The following is a 24,213-nucleotide window of genomic DNA, read 5'->3' as shown; positions in this document are numbered from 1 at the left end:
GGGGCGCCGGGCCCGGGGTGGGGTCTAGGTGAAATCGATCGTCAGGGATCCCAGATCCCCGAAGTCGGCCGTCGCGGACTCGCCGGAGACGACGGGCAGGGCCTTCGTGAAGGAGCCGGGCAGGACCAGCTGTCCCGCCTCGAGGGCCACGCCCTGCTCGCCGAGGACGTTGGCCAGCCAAGCCAGGGGCGCCACGGGGTCGCCCATGACCGCGTCGCCGGTCCCGGTCTCGCGGACCTCGCCGTCGATCAGGAGCGAGCAGGAGACCCCGGCGAGCCGGTCCACCGCGACGTCCAGGGGCGTGGTGCCGACGGCGATGGCGCCGCAGGAGGCGTTGTCGGCCACGGTGTCCACCAGCCGGATGTCCCAGTTGGCCACGCGCGAATCGATGATCTCGATGGCCGGGTAGACGGCGCCGATCGCGGCGCGCGCCTGCTCCAAGGTGACTCCCGGGCCGCGCAGCGTCTTCTGGAGCACGAACCCGAACTCGGGCTCGACCTTGGGGGCGATGAACGCGCCGGCGGGCAGCCGGGCGCCGTCGTGGTGGACCATGTCCTCGAAGAAGAAGCCGAAGTCCGGGGAGTCGACGCCGAGCTGGCGCTGCATGGCGGGCGACGTGAGGCCGACCTTGCGCCCGGCCAGGACCCGGCCGTCGGCCAGGTGCCGATCGAGCTGGTGCGTCTGGATGGCGTAGGCGTCGTCGAGCGTCATGTCCAGCACCCGGTCGCGCAGCGGCGCCACGGGCTCCAGCGTTTCGGTGGCTTCGAGGAGCTCGCCCGCCAGCCGGCGCATCTGTTCGTCGCGGGTCGCCTCGTCGGAGTGGTGGGAGGTCCAGCCGGCCGCGCCGCTCTCTGCCGCGGCGGTCACGGCTTCAGCACCGCGGTCGTGACGCCGAAGCCGGCGATGTACTCCTTGATCGGCTTGTAGAACTCGTACGTGACCTCGTACTCGCCGCAGGCGCGCAGCGCGGAGTAGGCGGCGACCCAGGTGCGGACCTCGTGCGAGGAGTGGCCGGCGACCGCGTCCATCTCCGCGGGGATGTAGGCGTCGAAGCGCTTGACGTCCCCGGACTTGCAGACCTCCATGAACTCGCGGTCCCATTCGGGGTTCAGGTCCATGATGTCGGCCTCCCCGCGGGCGAAGGCCTTGGCGGTGTCGATGGTGCGCTGCTGCCGTGCCGCGCGTGCCTCGGGCGTCGGGTGGCGGCCGTCCGTCAGGAAGGCGCGCTGCTCGTCGGTCGCGGTGGCGATCTGCGGGACCGGCGGGTCGTGGGACAGCCCGCCGGAACCGATGAACAGCACCTTCATGTCGGTGTTCTTGAAGAACTCGCCGACGGCCGTGCCGAACTCGCGGATCCGGCTCATCTTCGAGAAGGGCGGGGCGACCGAGTTGACGAACACGGGGATGACCGGGATGGAGCTGATGTCGCCGTAGATGATCTCCATCGGCTGGACGGCCCCGTGGTCGACCTCCATCTTGCGGGAGATCGCGGTTTCGATGTCCTGGTCGATCACGTACTGGGCGAGCGCCTCGGCGATGTCGGTCGGCACGTTCAGCGGGCCGTCCCACGAGTCGTAGTCGCCGGTGCCGTGGGCCTGGTAGCCGATGCAGAAGGGCGGCATGAGGTCGTAGAAGAAGCCGTTGTAGTGGTCGGGGCCGAAGTTCACGATCAGGTCGGGCTTGAAGTCGGCGGCGAACGCGCGGACCTGGTCGAATGCGGCCTCGACGGCGGCCTTGACCTCGGCCGGCGGGTCGGTGTGTTCCAGCAACGGGCTGTGCGACATGCACACGAGTGCCTGCTTCATGGCGTGGCTCCTTTGGTTCGTCTTGTCTTCAATTGCACATCGGGCTCCGGGTCCTGAACATACGGTCGTTCCGCCTAGCGGTACACGGGTCCCTACTTGCCGAGCTTGCGTTCCTTGATGACGTAGGTGAACGTCGAATGCACCAGGTCCTTGCCGTCGGCATCGCGGACGACCACCTCGGCAACGGCCACGGAGCCGCCGCCGCGCAGGACCCGAGCCGTGGCGACGGCCGGAGAGGATGTGGAGTTGGACAGGAAGTTCAGGTTCGACTGGATGGCCAGGGGGAACTGTCCCGTGCCGGCGTAGGCCTGGAGGGCCAGGAAGGTCCCGGTGATGTCCGCGGCTCCGAACAGGGCCGCGGCGGAGAACATCCCGTTGGCCTGGGACAGGGGTTCCGTGAGCGGCATGCTCATGCTGATCGAGTCGCCGTCGACGGCGTGGGGCTCCAGCCCCAAGGTGGCGGCGATGTCGTCGAAGCCCCTTGTGGCGGTGAACTTCTCCACGAACGCGGTGAATTCCTCGAGGGTGGCGGGCAGTGCCATGGTCGGCTCCTTGGGGTGGCTGGCGGGTTGCCCCGCGGGGGCGGTTGGTTTCACCCTAACGACGGCGGCACCCGTCCGGTGAGGTCGGGTGCCGCCTGGCAGAACGGAGGCCTGCCGGTCGTGGTGGCCGGGGCAGGCTAGACCGCGTTCGCCGCCGCGGCATCCTCACGCGCGGTCCGGTCGCGGTCCGCACGGCCGCGCGTCTCCTTGGAGAGGTACACGGCGAGGGCCGAGACGGCGATGAGGCCGATGAAGTACCAGGCGATGTTGCTGGTGCCGGCGCCGTTTTCGAGTCCCACCAGCCAGGTGGCGAGCAGGGGGGCGGTGCCGGCGCCCAGCACGGAGCCCACCTGGAACGTCAGGGAGACGCCGGTGTAGCGGTCCTGCGTCTCGAACTTCTCGGCGAGGAAGGCCCCGATCGGTCCGTACATGGACGCCTGGATGATCGGGTTGCCGACCATGAAGGCCAGCGCGATCAGCCAGTAGCTGCCGGAGTTGAACATCGCGAACATCGGGAACACAAGCGCCACGGAGACGGCGGCGCCGGCGAGCATGACCGGCCTGCGGCCGAACTTGTCGGAGAGCCACGCGAAGAACGGGATGGCGAAGATGTGCACGAACGAGGAGGCGGTCAGCATCATCAGCGCCGTCTGGCGGTCGACCGCGCCCGTGGAGACCACGTACGGGACCATGAAGACCGCCAGCAGGGCCTGCATGAACAGGGGACCGGCGGCGGCCAGGATCCCGTACAGCGAGGACAGCGGGTACTTGCGGAGCACGCGCATGATCGGCACGCCGGTGTGGACCTCGCCGGCCTCGCGGGCCTTGACGAAGTCGGGGGACTCGGTGACCCGGTAGCGCAGGTAGAGGCCGATGACCACGAGGGCGGCGGACATCAGGAACGGGATACGCCAGCCCCAGCTGAGGAAGGCTTCCTCGGGCAGGCCCGCGAAGAGGCCCAGCACCAGGGTCGCGAGCACCGACCCGGTCGGGCCTCCGGTCACGGCGATCGAGGCCGCGAAGCCGCGGTTCTTCTCCTTCACATGCTCGGCCGCCATCAGGGTGGCGCCGGCCCATTCGCCGCCGACGGCGAGGCCCTGGATGACGCGCAGCAGAACGAGGATCAGCGGGGCGGCGACGCCGATGGCGGCGTAGGTCGGCATCAGGCCGATGCAGATGGACACCACGCCCATCATCATCAGGGTGATGAACAGCATGTTCTTGCGCCCGAACTTGTCGCCGAAGTGGCCGAACAGGATGCCGCCAATCGGGCGGGACACGTAGCCGGCCAGCAGGATCACGAAGGAGAGCATGGTTCCGAGCGCCGGGTCCATCTCGCTGGAGAAGAACAGCTTGGGGAACACCAGGCCGGCTGCGGCGGCATAGAGCAGGAAGTCGTAGTACTCGACGGTCGAGCCGAGGAAGCTGGAGACCAGCGCGCGTCGCGAGTCCTTCTCGGTGGTTTCTCCGTGCGCCGGCGGGACCGCCGCCGGCGTGGAAAGGTTCGATGACATGGTTATCTCCTGGCGTGCTGTGGGGATCGGACCAGTGGGTCTATCGAAAAGAATGACGCGTGTGACGGTTGCCACCTACGCCGCGTGCCGGAGCGTGGAACGCTGAACCGTCTTCGGCGGCGCGGCACCGGGCATTCGTGTTCTGCGCCCCGGCACGCGGCGGCCGAGGGAAACGTTCCGCATGCAACAGTGGGCGGCACGGCCGGAGCCCTTCAAAACTCACGCCCCGTCCTAGACCACCCGGAACCACCCAAACCACCCAAACCACCCAGAACCACTCCAGGAGAAACCCGTGCCGAGACGCTCCCAGCCGACCGACGTCGTACTCAGTGAACGCCGCGGACCGGCGCTGATCGTCACGATCAACCGGCCCGATCGGCTCAACGTGATCAACACCGAGGTCGCCACGGCACTCGGCGCCGCCTTCGAAGACGCCGACGCCGACCCGGCCGTGCGCGCGCTGGTGTTGACCGGCGCGGGCGATCGGGCCTTCACGGCGGGCGCCGACCTCGGGGCGCTGGCCGCCGGGGAACTGCTGCGGTCCGCCGCGCCGGAGGGAGACGCCTGGGGCTTCGCCGGCATCGTGCGGCACCACATCTCCACGCCGGTCATCCTCGCCGCCAACGGCGCGTGCCTGGGCGGCGGGACGGAGATCCTTCTGGCCTGCGACCTGGCGGTCGCCGCGGATCACGCCGTGTTCGGGCTGCCCGAAGCCACCGTGGGGGTCTACCCCGGTGGGGGCGGGGCGTTCCGGCTGTACCGCCACCTGCCGCCGAAGATCGCCCTCGAGGCACTGCTGACCGGCCGGACGTTGAGTGCCGATGAAGCCGCGCGCTGGGGGCTCGTGAACCGCGTGGTGCCCGCCGCGCAGGTGCTGGAATCGGCGCTGGAGTTGGCCGGCCGCATCGCGGCCAACGCGCCACTGAGCGTCGCCGCGACCAAGCGGATCGCCCGGGGCTTCGAGCGGACGGCCGGCGCGCTGGCCTGTCCCGACGAAGACGGCGCGTGGGGGCGTACCTATGCGGAGGGGCCCGTCGTGCTCGATTCCGAGGACTGCGCGGAGGGCGTTTCCGCCTTCAGGGAGAAGCGCGCCCCGGTCTGGACCGGCCGCTGACGCATCGCCGCCCGGGGGTTGACAAACCCCACCGTCCTAGTGTTCGGAACGCCCGCTGGCCCCCCGGTCCCACCGGGTGTGTGATGGATCCAAGCACATCGCGCCGCACGGCGCGGCCAACCGTTCCCCCGTCAGAAGGAATGTTCCAGATGAGCACCACGGACTCCTGCCCGTCGAAGGCCAACCCCGCCATCGGTCGGTTGCCGCGCCCGGCCTCCATGGCCACCAACGTCGACGTTTCCACGCTGGTGGACAGCGACGGCGGCATGATCGACCGCTCCATCTACACGGACCGGGGGATCTACGGCCAGGAAATGCGGCGCGTCTTCGCCCGCAGCTGGCTTTTCCTGGCGCACGAGAGCCAGTTCAGAAAGCCCGGTGACTTCTTCACGACGTTCATGGGCGAGGACCCCGTCATCGTCACGATGGACAAGACGAAATCCATCCGCGCCTACCTGAACTCGTGCCGCCACCGCGGGGTCCGGCTCTGCCGCGCCGACGCGGGCGCCACGAAGATGTTCACCTGCACCTACCACGGCTGGTCGTTCGACCTGGCCGGTGCGCTGCAGTCCGTGCCCAACGAAACGGCCTACCCGGAGGACTTCGACCGCAAGGACTGGAGCCTCATCGACGTGCCCAGCCTGGCGACGTACAAGGGCCTGATCTTCGGAAACTGGGACCCCAACGCCGAACCCCTCGAGGAGGCGCTGGGGGACATGCGCTACTACATGGACGCCATGCTCGACCGGGACCCGGAGGGAACGGAGGTCATGGGCGGGGTCATGAAGTGGGAGCTGGAGGGCAACTGGAAGCTCGCCGCCGAGCAGTTCGCCACCGACTGGTACCACGTGAACATGTCGCACGCCTCGGCGCTGATGGTCATGTCGCCGACCGGCCGCGGACCGAAGGCGGACATCGTGGCCACCCCGGGACGGCAGTTCGTGGCGCCCAACGGCCATGGCGCCGGATTCCCGACGCACCCCAAGTCACGGTTCGACGCCGGTCCGGTCCACGAGTACTACGACTACCCGGCCCTGCGCGAACGACTCGGCGACGCCGCCGTCGAGGGGCCGATGACCACGGGCCACGCGACCGTGTTCCCGAACTTCTCCTACCTGCCCGTCAACGGCTCGATCCGCGTCTGGCACCCGAAGGGCCCGGACAAGATCGAGGTCTGGGCGTGGATCCTGGTGGACAAGTCCATGCCCGACGACGTCAAGGACGCCCAGCGGCTCTACAACCTGCGCACGTTCGGCCCGTCGGGCATCTTCGAGGCGGACGACGGCGAGAACTGGTCCGAGGTCCAGGCCATCTCCCACGGCTTCGTGACCAACAGCGTGCCGCTGAACTTCCAGATGGGCATGGGCAGCGAGCGTGAGGACGGCGTCTATCCGGGCCAGACGTCGGAGCTCTACTCCGACGCCGCCGGCCGGTCCTTCTACAGGCACTGGGCCGGCCTCATGAACGAGCCGGCCTGGCACGAGAACACCGGCAAGTAACCACCAACGTTGGCAAGGAGCACCACAATGAGCGAGGCAATCAACCTGGGCAGCATCGACGACATCGACGAGGGCGAGGCCAAGGTCATCCCCGGCGACGAGAACGGCACCGGCGAGGACATCGCCGTGTTCCACGCCGAGGACGGCAACTTCTACGCGCTCAACGACGAATGCACCCACGAGACGGCGTCGCTGGCCGACGGCTGGATCGAGGGCACGGAGGTCGAGTGCCCCGTGCACTCCGCGAAGTTCTGCCTCAAGTCCGGCCAAGCCATGTGCATGCCCGCGACCATCGCGGCCCGCACCCACAAGGTGGTCGTCCAGGACGGCGCCGTCATGCTCTACCCGAACTGCCCCGTCGCGGCCCAGGTCTAGGCGGCGCGACCACCCCACACTTCCGGCCCCACTCCAGCAACCTGCAAGGAAAAAACCATGTCGCTTGAATCAGTCATCATCGTCGGTGGTGGGATGGCGGGCTTCACCACGGCCAAGGAGTTGCGCTCCCGCGGCTTCGACGGCCAACTGGCCATCGTCGATCCGGAGGGTTTGCCCTACGACCGACCGCCGCTGAGCAAGGATTACCTGCTGGGCAACCGGAGCGGGGACCAGATCCTGCTCTCCGCCGCCGCATGGTTCGAGGAGCAGGGCGTCGATGTCGTGACCGGCCGGGCCGTGGCGCTGCGCCCCGACGACGGCGTCGTGGTCCTCGAAGACGGGCGCGAACTGGCCGGCGACAGGATCGTCCTCGCCACCGGCGGGGCTGCCCGCCGCCTCGACATCCCGGGCGGGAGCCTCGATTCGGTCCTGGAGCTGCGCAGCCGGGCCGACGCCGACAGGCTCCGCGGCCTGCTCCGGCCCGGCATCAGGCTCGCCATCATCGGCGCCGGACTGATCGGCGCCGAGACGGCATCCTCCGCGCTGACCCTCGGCGCGGACGTCACCCTGATCGACCCCATCGACCCGCCGCTGGTGCCGGCCGTCGGTCCGGAGCTCGCCGGGCGCCTGCACCGGATGCACACCGACCGCGGCATCGGCCTGGTCACGGGCATCCCCACGGCCATCACGGTCGACGACGCCGGTCACCACATCGTCATGGACACGGGCGGGACCATCGATGCCGACCTCGTCCTCGTCGGCATCGGGATCGTCCCCGAGACCGCGCTGGCGGCCTCCGCCGGCCTGGACATCGACAACGGAACCCTCGTCGACGAGCACCAGCGCACCAGCCACCCCCGGGTCTACGCGGTGGGGGACTCGTCCCGCACCCGACGGGCCGACGGCACACTGCTGCGCCGGGCCGAGCACTGGGAGCACGCCATGAACACCGGCACGACGGCGGCCGCCTCGCTGCTGGGCCAGGACCTCCCGGCGCACGGGGCTTCCTGGTTCTGGTCCGACCGCCACGGCGTGCACGTCGAGGGCGTCGGCTCCATGGTCGGCGAGGGCAGCGTGGTGGTCCGGGAACGGGACGGCGTCCCGCTGGCGAGCTTCCGCCTGGACCCGGACGGCTACATGGGAGGGTGCGCCGCCATCGACGGCGGCCTGACCGTGCGTGCCGCCCGCCGCATCATCGACCGGCGCATCCTGGTGGACCCCGCGCAACTGGCCGACCCCGACATCGACCTCAAGAAACTCGCCCGCTGATTCCCCGAAGAAACGTGAGCCGACACCATGACAGAAAACGTGGCCCCCACGACGGGGCCTGACACCGCCGAGACGGACGCCGAGGAGGACGACCGCCTGGTCGATGCGGAGCTGAGCTACCGCGTGCAACAGTTCTATTTCCGCGAGGCGGAGCTGCTGGACGACGGCCGCTTCGCCGACTGGCTGCAGGTCTTCGACGACGACCTCTTCTATTGGGCGCCGCTACGCACCAACAGGCTCCGGCGCCAGGCGGCCCTGTCCATCGGCGCGCAGGGCGAGGCCGCCTACTTCGACGAAACCAAGGAATCCCTCGCCTGGCGCATCAGGCGCTACGACTCCGGCATGGCCTGGGCCGAGGACCCGCCCTCGCGGACCCGGCATCTGATCTCCAACGTGACGGTGCGCCACCAGCCGGACGGCACGCTGCGCGCGCGGTGCGCCTTTCTGGTCTACCGCAACCGCCTGCAGACCGAGACGGACATCTACGCCGGCGGCCGGACGGACGTCCTGCGGATCCAGCCGGACGGCGGCTTCCGGGTTGCGCGACGCGAGATCCTTTTCGACGCCAACGTCCTGCAGGCCAAGAACCTCAGCACCTTCTTCTAGCAGCGCTCCCGCCCCACCGCACCACGAGAGGTCCACATGAGTGAAACACAGCAGGCCGGTTGGCTTCAGGGCGACGTGGCCCTGATCACCGGCGGCGGCTCGGGCATTGGCCGGGCCGTGGCCGAGCGCTTCCTCGCCGAGGGGGCCCACGTCGCCGTCTTCGGCCGCAACCAGGAAAAGCTCGACGCCGTCGTCGCGGAATCCGGCCACCCCGAGCGCATGCTGGCCGTCGCCGGGGACGTGCGCAGCTCCGAGGACCTGCACCGGGCCGTCGGCGCGACCGTGGACCGCTTTGGCCGGCTCGACATCGCCGTGCCCAATGCCGGGATCTGGGACTTCAACCGGTCCCTGACGCGGCTCAGCGGCGGGGAGTTGGCCGCCGCGTTCGACGAGCTCTTCTCCATCAACGTCAAGGGCTACCTGCTCACGGCGGAGGCGGTCTGGCGCGAGCTGGTGAAGACCCGCGGCTGCATGGTGATGACGCTGTCCAACGCGTCCTTCCACACCGCCGGCGGCGGGCCCGTCTACACGGCCAGCAAGTTCGCGGCGCGCGGCCTCGTCAACCAACTCGCCTACGAACTGGCCCCAAAGGTGCGGGTGAACGGCGTGGCCGTGGGCGGGATGAACACCGACCTGCGCGGCCCCGCAGCGATCGGTTTGAGGGAGCGCTCGATCGCCGACTCGTTTGCGCGGTCCACGGTCACCGGCAACAACCCGCTCATTCCCCTGCACGACTCGTCCGTCGACCCGGTGGACTTCACCGGACCCTACGTGCTGCTGGCCTCGCGGGCGAACTCGGGCAACATCACCGGACAAACCCTCCAGGCCGACGGCGGCATCGCCGTCCGTGGCTTCGGGGATCGGGCCGCGGGAGGCGACCAGCTATGAGCACCCAGATCGACATCAACCCCGTCGCCGGCGTGCGCCGACAGGCGCAATTCGGTCCCGGCGCCCCGGCACTGGTCTACGAGGGCCGCACCATCGGCTATGCCGAACTCGTCGACGATGCCGGACGGCTCGCCGCCGCGATGCGCGCCAACGGCGTCGTGGAAGGCGACCGCGTGGCCTACCTCGGCCTGAACAGCGCCACGTTCCTCACCACGATGCTCGCCACCTGGTGGCTCGGCGGGGTGTTCGAACCGCTGAACTTCCGCCTCGCTCCGCGGGAGGTCGGCGTCCTGTTGGAACGTTCGACACCCAGGCTGGTGGTGACCGAGCCCTGCCACCAGGACGTGGTGGAGACATTGGCCGGGCACGAGGGGTTCGACGCCGGGGCGTACCGTCTGGTGCTCGTCGACAACGATCCGGCGGTGCCGGTGGCCATCGAACCCGCCGCGTTCTGGACGCCGCTCAGCGGCTTCCTCGCCACGGCCGGCGGGGAGCTCCCCGAGGCGCGGGCCCGGTTCGAGGACGATCTGGCGATCCTCATGTTCACGTCCGGCACGACGGGTGTGCCCAAGGGCGTCCAGCTGACGTTCGGCAACCTGTGGTGGAACTCCGTGAACGTGGACTCGCTGGTGGACACCCGCCGGGGCGACACCAACCTCGCCGTCGCCCCGCTGTTCCACATCGGCGGCCTGAACGCCCTGACCCTCCGCGTGCTGGTGCGCGGCGGCACGACGGTGGTCCGCCGCACCTTCGACCCCCGGCAGACCCTGCGCGACATCGAGGAGCACCGGGTGTCCCAGGCGTTCCTCGTTCCCGCCCAGCTCTCCGCGATGCAGCAGACCGACGAGTTCGAGCGGCACGACCTCTCCAGCCTGCGGGCCCTGATCTGCGCGGGCGCCCCCGTGCCGCCGGTGCTGCTGAAGCAGTACGAACACAAGGGCGTGCCCGTCCAGCAGGCGTGGGGCCTGACGGAGACGTCCCCGTTCGCCACGTACCTGCCCTCCGAGCTCACCTACGAAAAAGCCGGGTCCTGCGGCATCCCCATGCCGTACACGCAGGTCAAGATCGTCGATCCGGCCACCGGCGAGGACGTCGCCGCGCCGGGGACCACCGGTGAAATGTGGGTGAAGGGCCCCAACGTGACGCCGGGCTACTGGAAGGACCCCGCCATGACGGCGGTGTCGTTCCTCGGGGGCTGGTTCCGCACCGGGGACATCGGTTTCCGGGACGAGGACGGCTTCTTCTACATCGTCGACCGCCTGAAGGACATGATCATCACCGGAGGCGAGAACGTGTACCCCGCCGAGGTCGAACGCGCGCTGATGGAGTTCCCCGGGGTGCTCGACGTCGCCGTCGTCGGCGTCGAGGACAGCAGGTGGGGCGAATCCGTGGTCGCCGTCATGAGCTGCGCCAACGGCACCGTTCCGGACATCGAGGAGGTCCGGAACTTCACTTCGACCTACCTGGCGCGCTACAAGTTGCCCAAGAAACTGGTGCTGACCGGGGCGGTCCCGCGCAACGGCGCGGGAAAGCTCGACAAGCCGGCCATCCGCAAGATGGTCGCGGAGGAGGGTCGCGATGTCCGCTGACGACGAGGTCGACCAGCTGAGGTGGCCGGAGCCGCTTCCGGGATCGTGGGTGGCGGAGCCCGCCGCGCCCGACGACGGCTACGACGGCGCCTTCGCGGTGACCGAGAACGGCGTGCCGCGCGGGCGGGTCTCCGTGGCTCTGGTGGTGAGGAGCGAGTTGGACGCGGCCTACCCCGCCTCGGTGAGGGACCGCCTGCTCAAGCCGTCGGACGACGCCACGGCGGAGGCGCTCCAGTTGGTGTCCGAGCTCGTGATGGACGCCCACCCGTCGTGCCGGCGGCTCGTCGTCTCGACGCCGGAGGGCGACGTCGCGCAGATCGCCCGGGCGGAGAAGGCCGGGTACCGCTACGTCGTCGACGTGGACCTGCCGGACCGGTCCGTGTCGCTGATGGCCGCCGAGCCGGGGTGGGTCCTCGAAGAGTCCCGCCGGATCGACGACGTCCCCACGCGCTAGGCGCTCTTGGGGGCCTGCCGCTTCGTCGGGTGCTGCTGCCCGCTGATCGCGGCCACCGCGCGCGAGGCCGCGTAGCAAACCTTCCGCAGGACGGTGGCCTGCGACTCCGGCATGAACTTGCCGACCGGACCCGACACCGACATCGCGGCCACCGGCTTTCCATTCGGTCCGAAGATCGGCGCCGCGACACAGTTCAGCCCGGTCAGGATCTCTTCGCGGTCGTACGCCAGGTTGGTGCTGCGAACCTCCTGCAGTTCCGCCCTGAACTTCTCGGGGTCCGTGATCGTTGTGGGCGTCCACGCGAGCATCTCCGACCTCATGACCTGCTCGGCGCCGTCGGAGTCGTAGGCCAGCAGGACCTTTCCCACCGCGGTGCAGTAGGCGGGCGCGCGGCCGCCGATGCGCGAGGGGCTGCGCACCTGGAGATGGCCGTAGAGCTTGTTGAGGTAGACGACGTCGGTTCCCTGCAGGACGGCGAGGTGGACCGTCTGCTTGGTCAGTTCATAGAGGTCCGCCAGGAAGGGTGTCAGCGCGTCGCGCATGCGTCCCTGCAACGCGTCCTCTTGGGTGGAGCCCAGGTCCTGGATCATCTTGCCCAGCCGGTAGGCGTTGCCCGCGCGCTCCACGGCCCCGTTGTTCTGCAGTGTCGCCAGGAGCCTGAACGCGGTGGACTTGGACAGCGAGGCGCGGCGGGCGAGTTCGCTGACACCCACGCCGACGAACGCGTCGTTCCCGAAGGCGTTGAGCAGGGACATGGCCTTGTCGACGGCCGTGCGCTCGTCTCGGGGGGCAGGTGTGCTGCGGGTCATGGTCTCCTCCGGCGCGGGGGTTCAGATAGCCGAACAATGTGGGGCCTGGTGTGCCGGTGTGCGGTACGAACCCCGGCACCACCAGTATCGCGCCGCACCCGGGGGTGAGTCAAACATGACAGATCGTCACTTATATGTGACAGTTGTGTCCGTGCAGACGAACGAGTTGATCACCCGGAACATCCGACGCTTCAGGGTCGAGAGAGACCTGTCCCTCGGTGAGCTGTCCGCCCTGGCGGGCATCTCCAAACAGACGTTGTCCAAGGTGGAGAGTGGCGTCGGCAACCCGACCGTGGAGACCCTCGAGCGGATCGGCCACGGTCTCGGCGTCAGCGTGGCCCGCCTGCTGACCGAGTGGGGAACGCCGCTGCACGTGTCCCGTGCCGCGGACGCCCCGTGGCGCCCGGTGTCGGTCGGGCGGATCCGGGATCTGGACCGCATCTACGGCTCGGGGTACGTCCGGACGCATGTCGTCCGGGTCGAACCGGGGCGGGAGGCGCATGTTGTCGGTGCCCACGGCTTCGGGACACTGCACCAGCTCTACGTCGTCTCCGGGACGCTCGAGGCCGGGCCCACGGACGCGGTGCGGCAACTGGGGGAGGGTGACTTCCTGCGCTTCCCGGGCGACAGCGAGCACACCTTCCGCGCGGTGGGCGGACCCGCGGTGGCGCACCTGACGACGACGGCGCCGCAGGTCCCGCAGTTTTCCCCCGCGGTCGACGGCGGGGACCCGGCGTGAGGCGCCCCGTGTCGGGGGGACACGGGGCATGCCGGATGCCGACAGGCGGAACGCTTGGTCGATCTGGCCGTCGAGGTTTGGCAGACTCCGGGTGATGCCCTCCGGCGCCTTGGCGTGCCGGTAGGTCCACCTACCGAGGAGGAACCCCCCGCGTGCTTGCCGCCGTCGCCGTTGCCCAAAATGCCGAAGACCCGCTGTCCTGCCTCGAGCTGAAGGACGTGCCCGTGCCGGAAGCGGCGCCCGGGTGGACGCGGGTCAGGGTCCGGGCCTCCTCCCTGAACATGCACGACGTGTGGACGCTGCGCGGCGTGGGACACGACCCCGCGAACATCCCGATCATTCTCGGCTGCGATGTCGCCGGGGTCACCGACGACGGACGCGAGGTCATCGTCTACCCCGTGATCGCCGACCCGGACGCCGGCGCCGGCGACGAGACCCTGGACCCGAACCGCGCGCTGCTCTCGGAGCGTCACGACGGCGGGTTCGCCGAGTACATCGTCGTGCCGGACCGCTGCGTGGTCGACAAGCCCGCCCACCTGAGCTTCGAGGAGGCGGCCTGCCTTCCCGTCGCCTGGTCGACGGCCTACCGGATGCTGTTCTCGCAGGCGCGGATTACGGCGGGCGACCGGGTCCTGGTGCAGGGCGCGGGCGGGGGCGTGGCCGGAGCAGCCATCGCCCTCGCCGCGGCCGCCGGGGCCACGGTCTACGCCACGAGCCGGACCGCCCAGAAGCGTCGGCTCGCCCTCGAACTGGGCGCGCACGCGGCGTTCGCCCCCGGCGAACGGCTGCCGCATCGCGTCGACGCCGTCATCGAGACCGTCGGCGAGGCCACGTGGGCGCACTCCCTGCGCTGTCTCCGGCCCGGCGGCGCGATCGTGATCGCCGGGACCACCAGCGGCACCGCCCCGGCGGCCGACCTGGGCCGCATCTTCTACCAGCAGCTGCGCATCCTGGGGTCCACCGGATCGACGCGGCACGAGACCGTGGCCATGCTGCGCATGCTGGAGGCGACGGGGCTGCGGCCCCGGATCGACCGCGTGCTGCCTCTCGCGCGCATCCACGAGGGGCTCCGGGCCCTGATCGACGGCGACGCGGCCGGAAAGATCGTTGTCGCCATCCCGTAGGCAGCTCGGCGACGGCCATGCGGGATCCGCGCCGCGGCCATGCGGGATCCCCGCCGCGGCCATGCGGGATCCCCGCCGTGGGAGGCGGAGATCCGCGCGACCGCCGCGCAAGAAAGCGCCCCCATCCGGCCGAGCGGATGGGGGCTCCAACTGGGCGCCGGGCCTGGGGGGAACCCGGCGTCTGCGGGACCGCCACTTGGGGTTGGCGGCGCCGCGTCGATTCGGCGGGCCCGGGGGAGGCCCCTATCGAATCTGTGATCATCTTAGTCACGGAATGACCTGTTCTGTCAATACTTGCGATACGTCCCTCGGGCAAGCCCTCGCGGGCCATGCCGAACCGCTCGGTCCCCGGCCCTGACAAACGCGGCACATGGTCCTAGGGTGGGCCACAGGCGAACGGTCGGCCGCCCTGGACGGTCCGGTCCAGGCGCAACGGTGACGGCGGCGGGGAGGCTCTTATGGATGGTTCCGGCGCTGGCCCGCACCCGGTCCCGCGGGACCGCCATGGACGTTGAGGAGCTCCTCTCGCTGCTCGTGGTCGGATCCGTCGCGGTCGCCGCACCCGTGCTTTCCCGCCTGACCGGCAGAATCGCTCCGGTCCCCCTGGTGGTCTTCGAGATCCTCCTGGGGATGGCGGTGGGGCCAAGCCTGCTCGGGTGGGCGAGCCCGAACCACGCCATCGAACTGTTGTCGGAGTTCGGGCTGGCGTTCCTGTTCTTCATGGCCGGCAACGAGATCGACTTCGGTGCCATCAGGGGCAGGCCCCTGCGGCGGGCGGCCATCGGGTGGTCCGGGTCGCTGGTGCTCGGCGTGGGCGTCGGCCTCCTCCTCGCCCCGCGGCTGGACGTGGCGGTCATTGTGGGGATCGCCCTCACGACGACGGCGCTCGGAACGATCATGCCGGTGCTGCGCGACGCCGGACTCCTGGCGCGGCCCTTCGGGAGGTCGGCGGTCGCGGTGGGGGCCGTCGGCGAGTTCGGGCCCCTGCTCGCGATCTCGCTCTTCCTCAGCGGACGACGACCCGCGGAGGCGCTCGCGGTCGTCGTCGTTTTCGCCGCGGTCACCGGCGCCGCGATCTTCCTCGCGGGCCGCGGCGGGCACACGCGGCTGCACCGCCTCGTCGCCGATACGCTGCACACCAGCGGGCAGTTCGCCGTCCGGATCGCGATCCTCGTCATCGTCGCGCTGGTCACCCTGAGCGTCGTCATGGGACTGGACATGCTCCTCGGGGCCTTCGCCGCGGGCGTGCTGAGCCGCCTCGTCCTGCGCGAGGCGGGCGACGCCGACCGCCACCTCGTGGAGTCGAAGCTCGAAGCGGTCGCCTTCGGCTTCCTCGTGCCGATCTTCTTCATCACCACCGGGCTCACCTTCGACCTGGCGGCCCTCACGGGTTCGACGTCGACGCTGCTCCTCGTGCCGGTCTTCCTCGCGGCCCTCCTGCTGGCCCGCGGCATTCCGTCGGCCCTCGCCGCCCCACCCGGCGCCACGGCCCGCCAGCACGCCGCCCTCGGGCTCTTCGGCGCGACGGCGCTCCCGCTCGTCGTCGCCATCACCGACATCGGCGTCGCGGAAGGCATCCTGGAGACCGCCACCGCGTCGGCCCTGGTGGGGGCGGGCATGCTGTCGGTCCTGGTCTTCCCCCTCGTCGCCCTCGGCCTGCTGCGGACCGGTTCCGGACGAACGGAGCAGGGCGGCCGGACCTAGCCGGCGCACCCGCGCCGGCCTACGGTCCGCTGAAACCCCGCGCCAGATCGATGAGGATGCGCGTGGCAAACCCGGTCGCGCCCTTCGAACGCCAGCCGTCGTCGTTGTCCGACTGCATCGTGCCCGAGATGTCCAGGTGCGCCCACGGGGTATCGCCGACGAACTCCGCGAGGAACAGCGCCGCCGTGGTCGCCCCCGCGTACTTTCCGCCGAGGTTGGAGATGTCCGCGATGTCGGAGTCCAGCTGGTCCCGGTATTTGTGCTCCAGGGGAAGCTGCCACACCTGTTCGTCCGCCCGCGCGGCCGAGGCGCGCACCTCGTCCACGAGCGGTTGGTCGTTGCCGAAAAGCGCGGCCGTCCGGGGGCCCAGGGCCATCAGCGCCGCTCCGGTGAGGGTGGCCACGTCCACGACGGCGTCAACGCCCTCCTCGACGGCGAGGGTCAGGGCGTCGCACATGACCAGCCGCCCCTCGGCGTCGGTGTTCTTGACCTCGATGGTGGTCCCGTTGCGCGCGGTCAGCACGTCCCCGAGCTTGTAGGCCGAACCCGCGGGCATGTTGTCCGTGCACATGAGGAACCCGGTCGCGGCGGCCGTCGCGCCGAGCTCGCGCAGTGCGGTGAAGGACGCCAGCACGGACGCGGCGCCGCCCATGTCCATCTTCATCAGGAGGTGCATCGGGTCGCTGGGCTTGAGGCTTACGCCGCCCGAGTCGTACATGATGCCCTTGCCCACCATGCCCAGGTGACCGGACGGCTCGCCCCCGGGCTCGAAACTCAGTTTGATCATGCGCGGCTCCTGGGCGCTGCCGGCATTCACTCCGAGCAGGCCGCCGCACCGCAGCCCGATCAGCTCCTCCTTGCCGAACTCCTCGACCCGGAATCCGTAGCGTTCGCCCAGATCCCGGGCGACCGCGCCGAGCCCGGCGGCCGTGAGGTGGCTGGGCGGCGCGTTGCACAGGTCCCGGGAGATGTTCGTGGCGCGGGCGGTGACGCGTCCCACAGCCACGCCCTCGGCGGCCGCCGCGGCGTCGACCCCGGGCGCCCGCACCTGCAGCAGCGAAAGCGGAACGTCCCGGGGGTTGCCGCGCAGGACGTCGTAGCGGTAGCGGGCGAGGAGGGCTCCCTCCGCGACCGCCTGCCCCAGGGCTCCGGCATCCAGCGACGCGGCGGCCGAGACATCGAATCCGACCCGCGCGTGCCGCGGCGTCGCGCGCATGAGCGTCGCCACCGCGTCGCGCAGCCCGTGCGCACCCAGCCCGCCGGCAGCCCCGCCGCCCACCGCAACCATGATCGGGCCGTCCGCGGTGGGCACCACCAGGCTGGTGCCGGCAGCTGCCGTGAATCCCGCCCGCTCCAGGGCACCCCGATCCAGACCGAGGGCGGCGGGCGGTTGCCCGTCCGTGGTGATCAGGACGCCGAGCGCGTCGAGCTGGCCGAATGCCTCCACCCAGTCCAGCGCCGGTTCGGTGTGCAGGAGGCTGGGGACGGGCGTGAAGCTGTCGGGGATCAGCTTGTACGAGTCATGCGTCATGCCGGGTTCCTTCCCGTGGTGGAACGCGGTGCGGGATCAGGCTCCGCGTCGGGCTCGTCGGGCTCGAGTTGCTCCGGCAGGTCCCCCTCCATCCGGCCGGGCATGCGCCCGGCCGGGACGATGGCGAGCAGGGCGAACCCCGCGAGGCCCAGCAGGGAGACCTGCAGCGCCTGAAGCCGGGCCTCGGCGTTCACGGCGACGGCGGCGGCCAGCTCCGCGGCATCGGCCGTCCGGTCGCCGATGGCGGCCTCGACCTGCTCGTTGGTCATGAAGTTGGCGTCGTTGATGTTCACCGTCGCGATCAGTTCGTCGGAGACCTCCGGGTGGTCCGCCGCCCCGCTGGCGATGAACAGGGTGAGGGTGCCGACGGCGAAGGCGCTGGCGACGGCGATGCCGACGCTGCCGGAGAGGTTGTGCACGAGGCCGCGCCAGGCCCCGACGTCGCCCGCCAGCTGCTTGGGGACGGCGCTGAGCAGCGTGTTGAACACGAGGGCGACGATCGCCCCTTGGCCGAGGCCCAGCAGGATCAGCCCCAGCACCACCAGGAGTTGGCCCCAGTCGTTGCGGATGGTGAAGGCGATCAGCGCCAGGGCGGCCGCGACGACGATGAACCCGTAGCGCGCGATGATCCGCGGGGGGAACTTGTCGTAGAGGAAGGCCACGAACGTGCTGGCGAGGAAGATGGACAGCGTGTAGGGGATGATCGAGAAGGATGTCTCCAGACCGGAGAGTCCCTGGACCATCTGCATGTAGAGCGGGATGAGGAAGTTGGCCGCCGTGCCGACGAAGAGCATGATGCCCATGCAGGCGGTCACGGCGAGCTCCGAACTCGAGGCCAGGACGCGCAGGTCGAAGATGCGCGAGAGCTTCGCGTCCTGGCGCTTGCGGAGCCAGCTGAAGAACAGCTGTCCGGCGATGAGGCCCAGCAGGATCAGCACCGGCGCCGGGGAGAGTCCCAGGATCTCGAACGGCGCCTGGTCCGTCGCCAGCCAGATGCCCCACGTCGCCATCCCGCTGAAACCGAAGCTGAGGAGGATGATCGCGACGGCGGCGATGGCCGCGCCGGTCCAGTCGATCCCGAGGTCCGGCTGCGGGGGGATGTTCCTCAGCCGGAAGCTGAGCGCGAGGTTGACCACGCCGAGGACCACCATGAGGCCGAACGAGTAGCGCCACCCGATGGTTGTCGCGAACGTGCCGGCGATCAGCAGGGCCAGGACCCCGGCGGCGGGGATGGCGGCCGCGAGGAGGCCGATGGCCCGGGCCTGCTGCTCGTCCTTGTAGTTGGTCGCGATGAACACGGTCAGCGCCGGCGCAATCAGCGCGATCACCGCGCCCGAGGAGGCCTGGGCGATGAAGAGCATGGCCGGGCTGAGACTCAGGGCCACGCAGGCCATCGCCGCGGCGTGGATGGCGACGGCGATCTGGAACACCCTCCGCGTCCCGAAGCGGGCGCCGACCTTGGCGCCGAGCAGGATGAACGCGGCCATGGAGAACGTGCCAGCGGTGATGGCCGTGCCCACCGACGTCGCCGGCGTGTCCAGGTCGGTGGTGATGCCCTGCATGGACACGGTCAGGGCGTTGACCGCGAACGACGCCTGGATCTGCGTCAGGACCACCACGATGAGCGGCAGCCACGAAGCGGCCTTGACCGCGGGCGGGGTATCGGGGAGGGGATTGGCCATCGGATGCTCCTTCGCGGCGTCCTGCTGGATCAGTCTGGGGAGGGGATCCGCAGACTCCGGGTCCGTGCTCCGCATGCGTGGCGTGCCGTGCTTCGTCACGCAACGTGCGCTGGCCAAAAGACCGGCACCAGCAGGATCGCGACCCCCGCGTAGAGGACCATGACCGCCAGGCCGAACTTCCAATAGTCGCCGAACCGATAGCCGGCCGGTTGCATGATCATCATGTTGGCGGGCGTCGACACGGGCGTCAAGAGCGCCGCCGCGGACGCGACGGCGACGCACATCAGCACCGTGATCGGGTTGATCGAGGACTCGGCGGCGACGGACAGCGCGATGGGGATGATGACGAGGGCCGTGGCGGTGTTGCTTATCAGCTGTCCCAGGATGGTCGTGACGAGGAAGATCCCGGCCAGCAGGGGCAGCGGCCCGGCCCCGCCGATGGCGGCCACGAGGGCGTCGGCGATCAGCTCGGCGGCGCCGGTCTGGGTGATGGCCGTGGACAGCGGAATCATCCCGCCCACCAGGATGAGCGTCTGCCACGCCATCGACCGGTGCGCCTGTCCGACCGTCACGACCCGCAACACCACCATCCCCAGGGCGGCCAGGAGGGCCGCCACCGGGGCCGGGACGACGCCGGTCGCCAGCAGGACGACCATGGCGGCCAGGATGGCCAGTGCCGGCCGCGATCCCGGGCCCAGGGGCACGGTCTGACGCCGGATGGCATCCGGGGAGTCGACCAGCAACACGTTGTGGTCCGCCGTATGCCGGTCCAGGGCGGACCAGGCACCCTGGAGGAGCAGCGTGTCGCCCGCCTCGATGCGGTTGCGCCCCGCAGCGCGCGGCGATCGGGGCCGGTTGTGGGCCAGCACGACCAGCGCGCCGCTGTCGGTGACCATCCCGGGGTAGGTCTCCGTGCCCACGAGGTCCGACCGCGGCGCCACGACGACTTCGGCCACCCCGTAGGACCGGCTGATCAGGCCGCAGTTCGCCGCGCCTCCGGGTTCCAGGCCGTGCTGCGCGGCGAACGCGTCGACGAGATCCCGGCCACCGCGGACGACGACGTGGTCGCCCGCGGCGAGGACGGCACCGGCCACGGGCCGGCCGTCCGGGCCTTGCACGCTGACCACGTGCACGCCGGTCCCGCCCGCCGCGGGTATCCGGTCCGTCGGCGAACCCACCAGGTCGGAGCCGGCCGGCACGCCCAGGCGCACCAGCGCGTCCCCGCCGAGATAGTGCTCCCCGAGCGTGCGCCGGTGGGCGCTCAGGTCCTTCGGCAGGGTGTCCGGCGTGCGGTCGGGAATCAGCCGGGGTCCCAGCCACAGCGCAAGCCCGACGGTGCCCAGCAGCAGGGGCAGCCCCACGAGGGCGAACTCGAAGAATCCGATGCCGCGGCCCGCGGACTCGAGGGCGGCGTTGAGGACGAGGATGTTGACGGGCGACCCCGTGAGCACCAGGAGCGAGCCGGCGTGCGCAGCGAAGGCCAGCGGCATCAGCAGTTGGGAGGGCAGGCGACCGAGGCGGACGGCAGACACCACGACCATCGGCAGGAGCGCCGCGACGGCGCCGTTGACGCTGATCAGGGCGGTGAGCACCGCCGTGATACCCATCATGAGGCAGAGAAGCCGGACCCGGCTCGTTCCCGCGAACCGGATGATCAGGGACCCGAGCCACGTGGTCACGCCCGCCGCGTCGAGGGCCTCGGCGACCACGAACAGGGCCGCGATCAGCACCACCGTTCCGCTGCCGAAGCCCGCAAACGCCTCGTCGAGCGAGATGACCCCCGTCCCGTAGAGGGCCAGCGCCACCGACAGCGCCACGATCTCCACCGGGAGCCGGTTCCACACGAAGGCGGCCACCGCCAGCAACAGGATCGCCACCGTCGTCCACGTGTCCGTCATGGGGAAACGCTAGACCACGATGTGCCTCCTGTCCGCCCGTTGGGAAACCCCGATGACCGCGGACGAGGCCTCGTCGCCGTGAAGGGGTTGGGTTCGCCGTCCCCGCCTCGAACAACGGGACGCCGGAGGGGGCCACGCGGAGCCCACCACCGGCGTCGTGCCTGCGGGTGCCCGCTCGGCGCCGGCGGGATGCTAGTCGGTCGCGTCGTCCCGCCGGACGTCCTCGCCGGGGAGACCGTCGGCCCGCAGCTTCTCGCTGTCCGTGGCGTCGTCGCCGTGGCCGTCGGGACCCCGCAGCCCGTCCGCCTCCAGCTTGTCGCCGTCCGTGGGCCCGCGGACCCCTGCCCGGTCTCCGGCGTCCGTGCTTCCGTCGTGCTTCTTGTCTTCCAGTCCCATCGGGTCCTCCTCGTGGCGTGCGCGGCATGAACATTCCGAACCTACGGTCCCCGGCGAGGCCCGTCCTGTCAACGCCGCGGGGGTATGCATGGCACGACTCGTGCGGGGACTGCCGCAATGGCAGGATGGGACGTGCGCCGGGCCATGGCCCGGGCCGGGCAGATCGATCGGGCGGTGAGGGACATGGAGGACGACAACGACCACGATGACGACGGCGTCGATGTCACCGGCCCCGTCGTGCACTGGCGCGGACCCGCGCCGTTTCACTTCGTGCGGGTCCTGGGGGAGGAGGCCTCGTTCCTCAGGAGCGTGGCTCCCGCCGTGACCTACGGATGGGGCATGGTCCCGGTGGCGGCCAGCGTCCGCGGCACGGCCTTCACCACCTCGCTCATCCCGAAGGACGGCGGATACCTCGTCCCGCTCAAGGACGCGGTCCGCGCCGCCGAAGGCCTCGGGGTGGACGACGTCGTCACCGTCCGACTCCGGATCCGCCGGTGAGGGCGGTCGGCGGGTGTGGCCGGCGGCACGCCCCTTAACCGTGGGAGGACGCGTCTTCTAGGACAGCCTCTCGATCTCCACGAACGCGAGGGGCGCACTCCCGCGATTGGCCACCGTGTGGCGCGCGCCGGCGGGCCGCGCGTAGCTGCGGCCGACGCGCAGTTCCACCGCCGCCTCGGAGCCGTCGGCTTCGACCACGTGCAGGGTGGCGTCCACCAGCGGCACCACGACGTACTCGTGCTCGTGCCGATGGAGGGGGATCGCGCCGCCCGGCTCGATTTCCCAGCGGGTGACCCGCAGCGACCCGGTGTCGATCTGGGTTTCCCCGGTGGCCATCGCGCCGTCCCCTTCCGAAGTGCTCAATCGCAGTCGCGGCAGAACTTCACGCCGTCCTTCTCGCGCGCCAGCTGCGAGCGGTGACGGACCAGGAAGCACTCCCCGCAGGTGAACTCGTCGCTGGCCTGCGGGACGATCCTGACCACGAGCTCCTCGCCGACGATCGCGCCGGGCAGCTCCAACCCGTCAAACGAGTCGACCTCGTCGAGTTCCGCGACGACGCTGCGCGCGTCGGGTGCCGACGTCGCGCGGACGCCCTTCAGCGTCTCCTCGCTCTCCTCGGCCACCTCGGGGCGGGCGAGGTCGTAGTCCTGGGCCATCGTTGCTCCTATCCGTCGGGCGACTTCTCCTGCGAGGGTAAGGCATCGGGGCACCGTGCGCCACGTGGACGCGAACCCGGGACGCGGGGCCCGCAACCGGCCCGGACCTTCCCGTAGGATCGGGCCAGACCACCACGCTCCCGGGGGACCGACCATGAACGCACCCGACCGCAGGACACGGCACGACGCCGGCGCCGCCTGCGCCATGATGGCCGCATGAATCCTCTGCTACCGAATGCCTGGGAATGGACCCTCACCGGCGTCGGCGTGCTCGCCTGCCTGCTCTTGGTGGCCGCGCTCATTGACGTCGCACGGTCCTCGGCGCGGCCGCGGACCGTGGTGCTCGCGTCGGTGATGCTGGTCGTCCTGCCGGTGGTCGGGCCGGCGGTCTGGTTCCTCGTCCGGATCCTGCGGTCTCGGGAGGACCTTTCCGCCGAGGCCCCCGACGGCCGAACCGCGCGGGAGGGTTGAACATGCAGGGAATCCCCACACCCGGGCCGGGTCACTGGCCGATGCGCGGACTCCCGCGGGGCTAAGAGTCCCGCCGGAAGGAGTCCCCGCGCCGGTTCCAGGCTTCGTGGATCTCCTGGAAAGGCCGATGGGCCTCCCGGTCCACGACGTCGACGAGCATGGTGGGTATCGGGTCCGCCACCGAGCGTCCGGGCTCGGGACGGCCCAGGATGTCGCGCCCACCGGCGAGCACCGGTGTCGACGCGAGGATGTCCCCGAGACGTGACGTCGTGTTGTGCGGGATGAAGTCGTCGAGGTAGTCCACCAGGGCCTTCGTGGGAAAGCGCGCCCGCTCGGCGCCCGTACCCGGGCGCGAGGCCAGGGGACGCCGGGGTGCGCGCCAGGAGGGGCGGCCGGCCCGGGGCGTAGCCCCGCCATCGAACCCTTCCCATACCCAAAGGCCACTTCACCCTCTAGAGTTCCTTCTGTAACATCAATCACTTGCTTCACGGGGGAAACATGGATAACACAGAAGCCTCGCCGCGGCACGCCCGCAGCACAGCCTTCCGCGCACGCCACCTTGCCATCACGACCCTGGCGGGTCTTGCGTTGGCCGCCGCGGCGGCTGGCCCGGCGCACGCCGCGCCCGTCCCCGTGGCCGGCTACGCGGCACCGGCCTCTGTGGCCGCCCTCCAGCCGCCGGCCGGCACATCCCTGGCGGCGGCGTTGACGGCGGCCGTCCCCGCGGCACTGCCGGCTGCGACGACCACCACCTACGCCACGACCGCGAACGTGAACCTCCGGGTCGGCGCGTCCACGAAACACCGCGTCGTCGTCGTGTTGACGAAGGGCACCAAGGTGGTCCTGCGCTCCAGCAGCGGAAGCTGGCACAAGATCACCGCGAACGGCAAGACCGGCTGGGTGTCCAAGACCTACGTCAAGAGGACGGCCGTGACAAGCGCGTCGGCCTCGGCGACCACGACCACCGCCAAGAACGTCAGGCTGGCGACGACGGCGAACCTGTTCCTGCGCTCGAGCGCCCCGTCGGGCAGCGTGCTGGCGACGATGAAG

The 24,213-nt window shown here is 70.4% G+C and carries 26 protein-coding genes; 14 read left to right on the top strand and 12 right to left on the bottom strand.

Features of this window, described 5'->3' with window-relative positions; all coding sequences use genetic code 11:
- Positions 1-24: 24 nt before the first annotated feature.
- The 4 genes from ACETWP_RS00130 to ACETWP_RS00115 form a co-directional block, all read right to left on the bottom strand.
- The gene (locus tag ACETWP_RS00130; RefSeq protein WP_373970166.1) at positions 25-867 is read right to left on the bottom strand and encodes a 2-keto-4-pentenoate hydratase; all 843 of its coding nucleotides are present in this window, start codon (positions 865-867) and stop codon (positions 25-27) included.
- Positions 864-1,805, bottom strand: coding sequence for a 3-carboxyethylcatechol 2,3-dioxygenase (locus ACETWP_RS00125; protein ID WP_373970165.1), 942 nt, complete (start codon positions 1,803-1,805; stop codon positions 864-866). The genes ACETWP_RS00130 and ACETWP_RS00125 overlap by 4 nt, the downstream gene beginning before the upstream one ends.
- Before the next feature lie 92 nt (positions 1,806-1,897).
- The gene (locus tag ACETWP_RS00120; protein WP_373970164.1) at positions 1,898-2,347 is read right to left on the bottom strand and encodes a PaaI family thioesterase; all 450 of its coding nucleotides are present in this window, start codon (positions 2,345-2,347) and stop codon (positions 1,898-1,900) included.
- A 137-nt stretch (positions 2,348-2,484) separates the two neighbouring features.
- Complete coding sequence (locus ACETWP_RS00115; protein WP_373970163.1) at positions 2,485-3,861, bottom strand: MFS transporter; 1,377 nt, start codon at positions 3,859-3,861, stop codon at positions 2,485-2,487.
- A 292-nt stretch (positions 3,862-4,153) separates the two neighbouring features.
- Here ACETWP_RS00115 and ACETWP_RS00110 point away from each other — a divergent pair, with 292 nt between their 5' ends.
- The 8 genes from ACETWP_RS00110 (at position 4,154) to ACETWP_RS00075 (ending at position 11,655) form a co-directional block, all read left to right on the top strand.
- The gene (locus tag ACETWP_RS00110; RefSeq protein ID WP_373970162.1) at positions 4,154-4,975 is read left to right on the top strand and encodes an enoyl-CoA hydratase-related protein; all 822 of its coding nucleotides are present in this window, start codon (positions 4,154-4,156) and stop codon (positions 4,973-4,975) included.
- A gap of 149 nt (positions 4,976-5,124) precedes the next feature.
- Complete coding sequence (locus ACETWP_RS00105) at positions 5,125-6,474, top strand: aromatic ring-hydroxylating oxygenase subunit alpha (protein ID WP_373970161.1); 1,350 nt, start codon at positions 5,125-5,127, stop codon at positions 6,472-6,474.
- Positions 6,475-6,501: 27 nt separating this feature from the next.
- The gene (locus ACETWP_RS00100; protein WP_373970160.1) at positions 6,502-6,849 is read left to right on the top strand and encodes a non-heme iron oxygenase ferredoxin subunit; all 348 of its coding nucleotides are present in this window, start codon (positions 6,502-6,504) and stop codon (positions 6,847-6,849) included.
- 57 nt (positions 6,850-6,906) lie between these two features.
- Positions 6,907-8,118, top strand: coding sequence for an FAD-dependent oxidoreductase (locus tag ACETWP_RS00095; protein WP_373970159.1), 1,212 nt, complete (start codon positions 6,907-6,909; stop codon positions 8,116-8,118).
- A gap of 27 nt (positions 8,119-8,145) precedes the next feature.
- Entirely contained in the window at positions 8,146-8,724 is a 579-nt protein-coding gene (locus ACETWP_RS00090) for an aromatic-ring-hydroxylating dioxygenase subunit beta (protein ID WP_373970158.1), read from the top strand.
- 36 nt (positions 8,725-8,760) lie between these two features.
- Positions 8,761-9,612: an SDR family NAD(P)-dependent oxidoreductase gene (locus ACETWP_RS00085; protein WP_373970157.1), complete on the top strand. Its 852-nt coding sequence runs from the start codon at positions 8,761-8,763 to the stop codon at positions 9,610-9,612.
- A complete protein-coding gene (locus ACETWP_RS00080; protein WP_373970156.1) occupies positions 9,609-11,201 on the top strand; it encodes an acyl-CoA synthetase in 1,593 nt (530 codons plus the stop codon). Before ACETWP_RS00085 ends, ACETWP_RS00080 begins: the two co-directional genes overlap by 4 nt.
- Positions 11,191-11,655 carry a hypothetical protein gene (locus ACETWP_RS00075; protein ID WP_373970155.1) on the top strand — a complete coding sequence of 155 codons (465 nt, stop codon included), beginning with the start codon at positions 11,191-11,193 and terminating at the stop codon, positions 11,653-11,655. Before ACETWP_RS00080 ends, ACETWP_RS00075 begins: the two co-directional genes overlap by 11 nt.
- Here ACETWP_RS00075 and ACETWP_RS00070 read toward each other — a convergent pair.
- The gene (locus ACETWP_RS00070) at positions 11,652-12,464 is read right to left on the bottom strand and encodes an IclR family transcriptional regulator (RefSeq protein ID WP_373970154.1); all 813 of its coding nucleotides are present in this window, start codon (positions 12,462-12,464) and stop codon (positions 11,652-11,654) included. The two genes, ACETWP_RS00075 and ACETWP_RS00070, sit on opposite strands and share 4 nt — an antisense overlap.
- A 145-nt stretch (positions 12,465-12,609) precedes the next feature.
- On the opposite strand from ACETWP_RS00070, the gene ACETWP_RS00065 reads away from it, so the two are divergent.
- The 3 genes from ACETWP_RS00065 to ACETWP_RS00055 all read left to right on the top strand — a co-directional run bounded on the left by ACETWP_RS00065 (position 12,610) and on the right by ACETWP_RS00055 (position 16,031).
- Positions 12,610-13,203 carry a helix-turn-helix domain-containing protein gene (locus ACETWP_RS00065; RefSeq protein ID WP_373970153.1) on the top strand — a complete coding sequence of 198 codons (594 nt, stop codon included), beginning with the start codon at positions 12,610-12,612 and terminating at the stop codon, positions 13,201-13,203.
- A 152-nt stretch (positions 13,204-13,355) separates the two neighbouring features.
- The gene (locus tag ACETWP_RS00060) at positions 13,356-14,327 is read left to right on the top strand and encodes a zinc-binding dehydrogenase (protein ID WP_373970152.1); all 972 of its coding nucleotides are present in this window, start codon (positions 13,356-13,358) and stop codon (positions 14,325-14,327) included.
- Between the two features lie 462 nt (positions 14,328-14,789).
- Positions 14,790-16,031, top strand: a complete 1,242-nt coding sequence (locus tag ACETWP_RS00055; protein WP_373970151.1) for a cation:proton antiporter — start codon at positions 14,790-14,792, stop codon at positions 16,029-16,031.
- 19 nt (positions 16,032-16,050) lie between these two features.
- Here the strand turns inward: ACETWP_RS00055 and ACETWP_RS00050 are convergent, their stop codons facing one another.
- From ACETWP_RS00050 to ACETWP_RS00035, 4 genes are all read right to left on the bottom strand, one after another.
- Positions 16,051-17,562, bottom strand: a complete 1,512-nt coding sequence (locus tag ACETWP_RS00050; RefSeq protein ID WP_373970150.1) for a leucyl aminopeptidase family protein — start codon at positions 17,560-17,562, stop codon at positions 16,051-16,053.
- Positions 17,559-19,244 carry an MFS transporter gene (locus ACETWP_RS00045; RefSeq protein ID WP_373970149.1) on the bottom strand — a complete coding sequence of 562 codons (1,686 nt, stop codon included), beginning with the start codon at positions 19,242-19,244 and terminating at the stop codon, positions 17,559-17,561. The genes ACETWP_RS00050 and ACETWP_RS00045 overlap by 4 nt, the downstream gene beginning before the upstream one ends.
- Positions 19,245-19,339: 95 nt before the next feature.
- Complete coding sequence (locus tag ACETWP_RS00040; RefSeq protein WP_373970148.1) at positions 19,340-21,142, bottom strand: SLC13 family permease; 1,803 nt, start codon at positions 21,140-21,142, stop codon at positions 19,340-19,342.
- Between the two features lie 192 nt (positions 21,143-21,334).
- Entirely contained in the window at positions 21,335-21,538 is a 204-nt protein-coding gene (locus ACETWP_RS00035; protein ID WP_373970147.1) for a hypothetical protein, read from the bottom strand.
- A 117-nt stretch (positions 21,539-21,655) separates the two neighbouring features.
- Here ACETWP_RS00035 and ACETWP_RS00030 point away from each other — a divergent pair, with 117 nt between their 5' ends.
- Entirely contained in the window at positions 21,656-22,036 is a 381-nt protein-coding gene (locus ACETWP_RS00030) for a DUF1905 domain-containing protein (RefSeq protein WP_373970146.1), read from the top strand.
- Between the two features lie 57 nt (positions 22,037-22,093).
- Here ACETWP_RS00030 and ACETWP_RS00025 read toward each other — a convergent pair whose 3' ends face one another.
- Positions 22,094-22,372, bottom strand: a complete 279-nt coding sequence (locus tag ACETWP_RS00025; protein WP_373970145.1) for a cupin domain-containing protein — start codon at positions 22,370-22,372, stop codon at positions 22,094-22,096.
- A gap of 23 nt (positions 22,373-22,395) precedes the next feature.
- Positions 22,396-22,692, bottom strand: a complete 297-nt coding sequence (locus ACETWP_RS00020; RefSeq protein ID WP_373970144.1) for a DUF4193 domain-containing protein — start codon at positions 22,690-22,692, stop codon at positions 22,396-22,398.
- 216 nt (positions 22,693-22,908) lie between these two features.
- Here ACETWP_RS00020 and ACETWP_RS00015 point away from each other — a divergent pair, with 216 nt between their 5' ends.
- Positions 22,909-23,163 (top strand): hypothetical protein, encoded by a 255-nt coding sequence (locus ACETWP_RS00015; RefSeq protein WP_373970143.1) that lies wholly within the window; start codon positions 22,909-22,911, stop codon positions 23,161-23,163.
- Positions 23,164-23,224: 61 nt separating this feature from the next.
- Here ACETWP_RS00015 and ACETWP_RS00010 read toward each other — a convergent pair whose 3' ends face one another.
- A complete protein-coding gene (locus ACETWP_RS00010; protein ID WP_373970142.1) occupies positions 23,225-23,467 on the bottom strand; it encodes a hypothetical protein in 243 nt (80 codons plus the stop codon).
- 194 nt (positions 23,468-23,661) lie between these two features.
- On the opposite strand from ACETWP_RS00010, the gene ACETWP_RS00005 reads away from it, so the two are divergent.
- The coding region (locus ACETWP_RS00005; protein ID WP_373970141.1) for an SH3 domain-containing protein at positions 23,662-24,213 on the top strand (552 nt) is incomplete at its 3' end.

The sequence above is a fragment of the Arthrobacter halodurans genome, from assembly GCF_041877255.1.
GTDB lineage: Bacteria > Actinomycetota > Actinomycetes > Actinomycetales > Micrococcaceae > Arthrobacter_N > Arthrobacter_N halodurans.
Note: the sequence above shows the minus strand (reverse complement) of the source record. Positions and strands in the feature narration are given on the sequence as shown.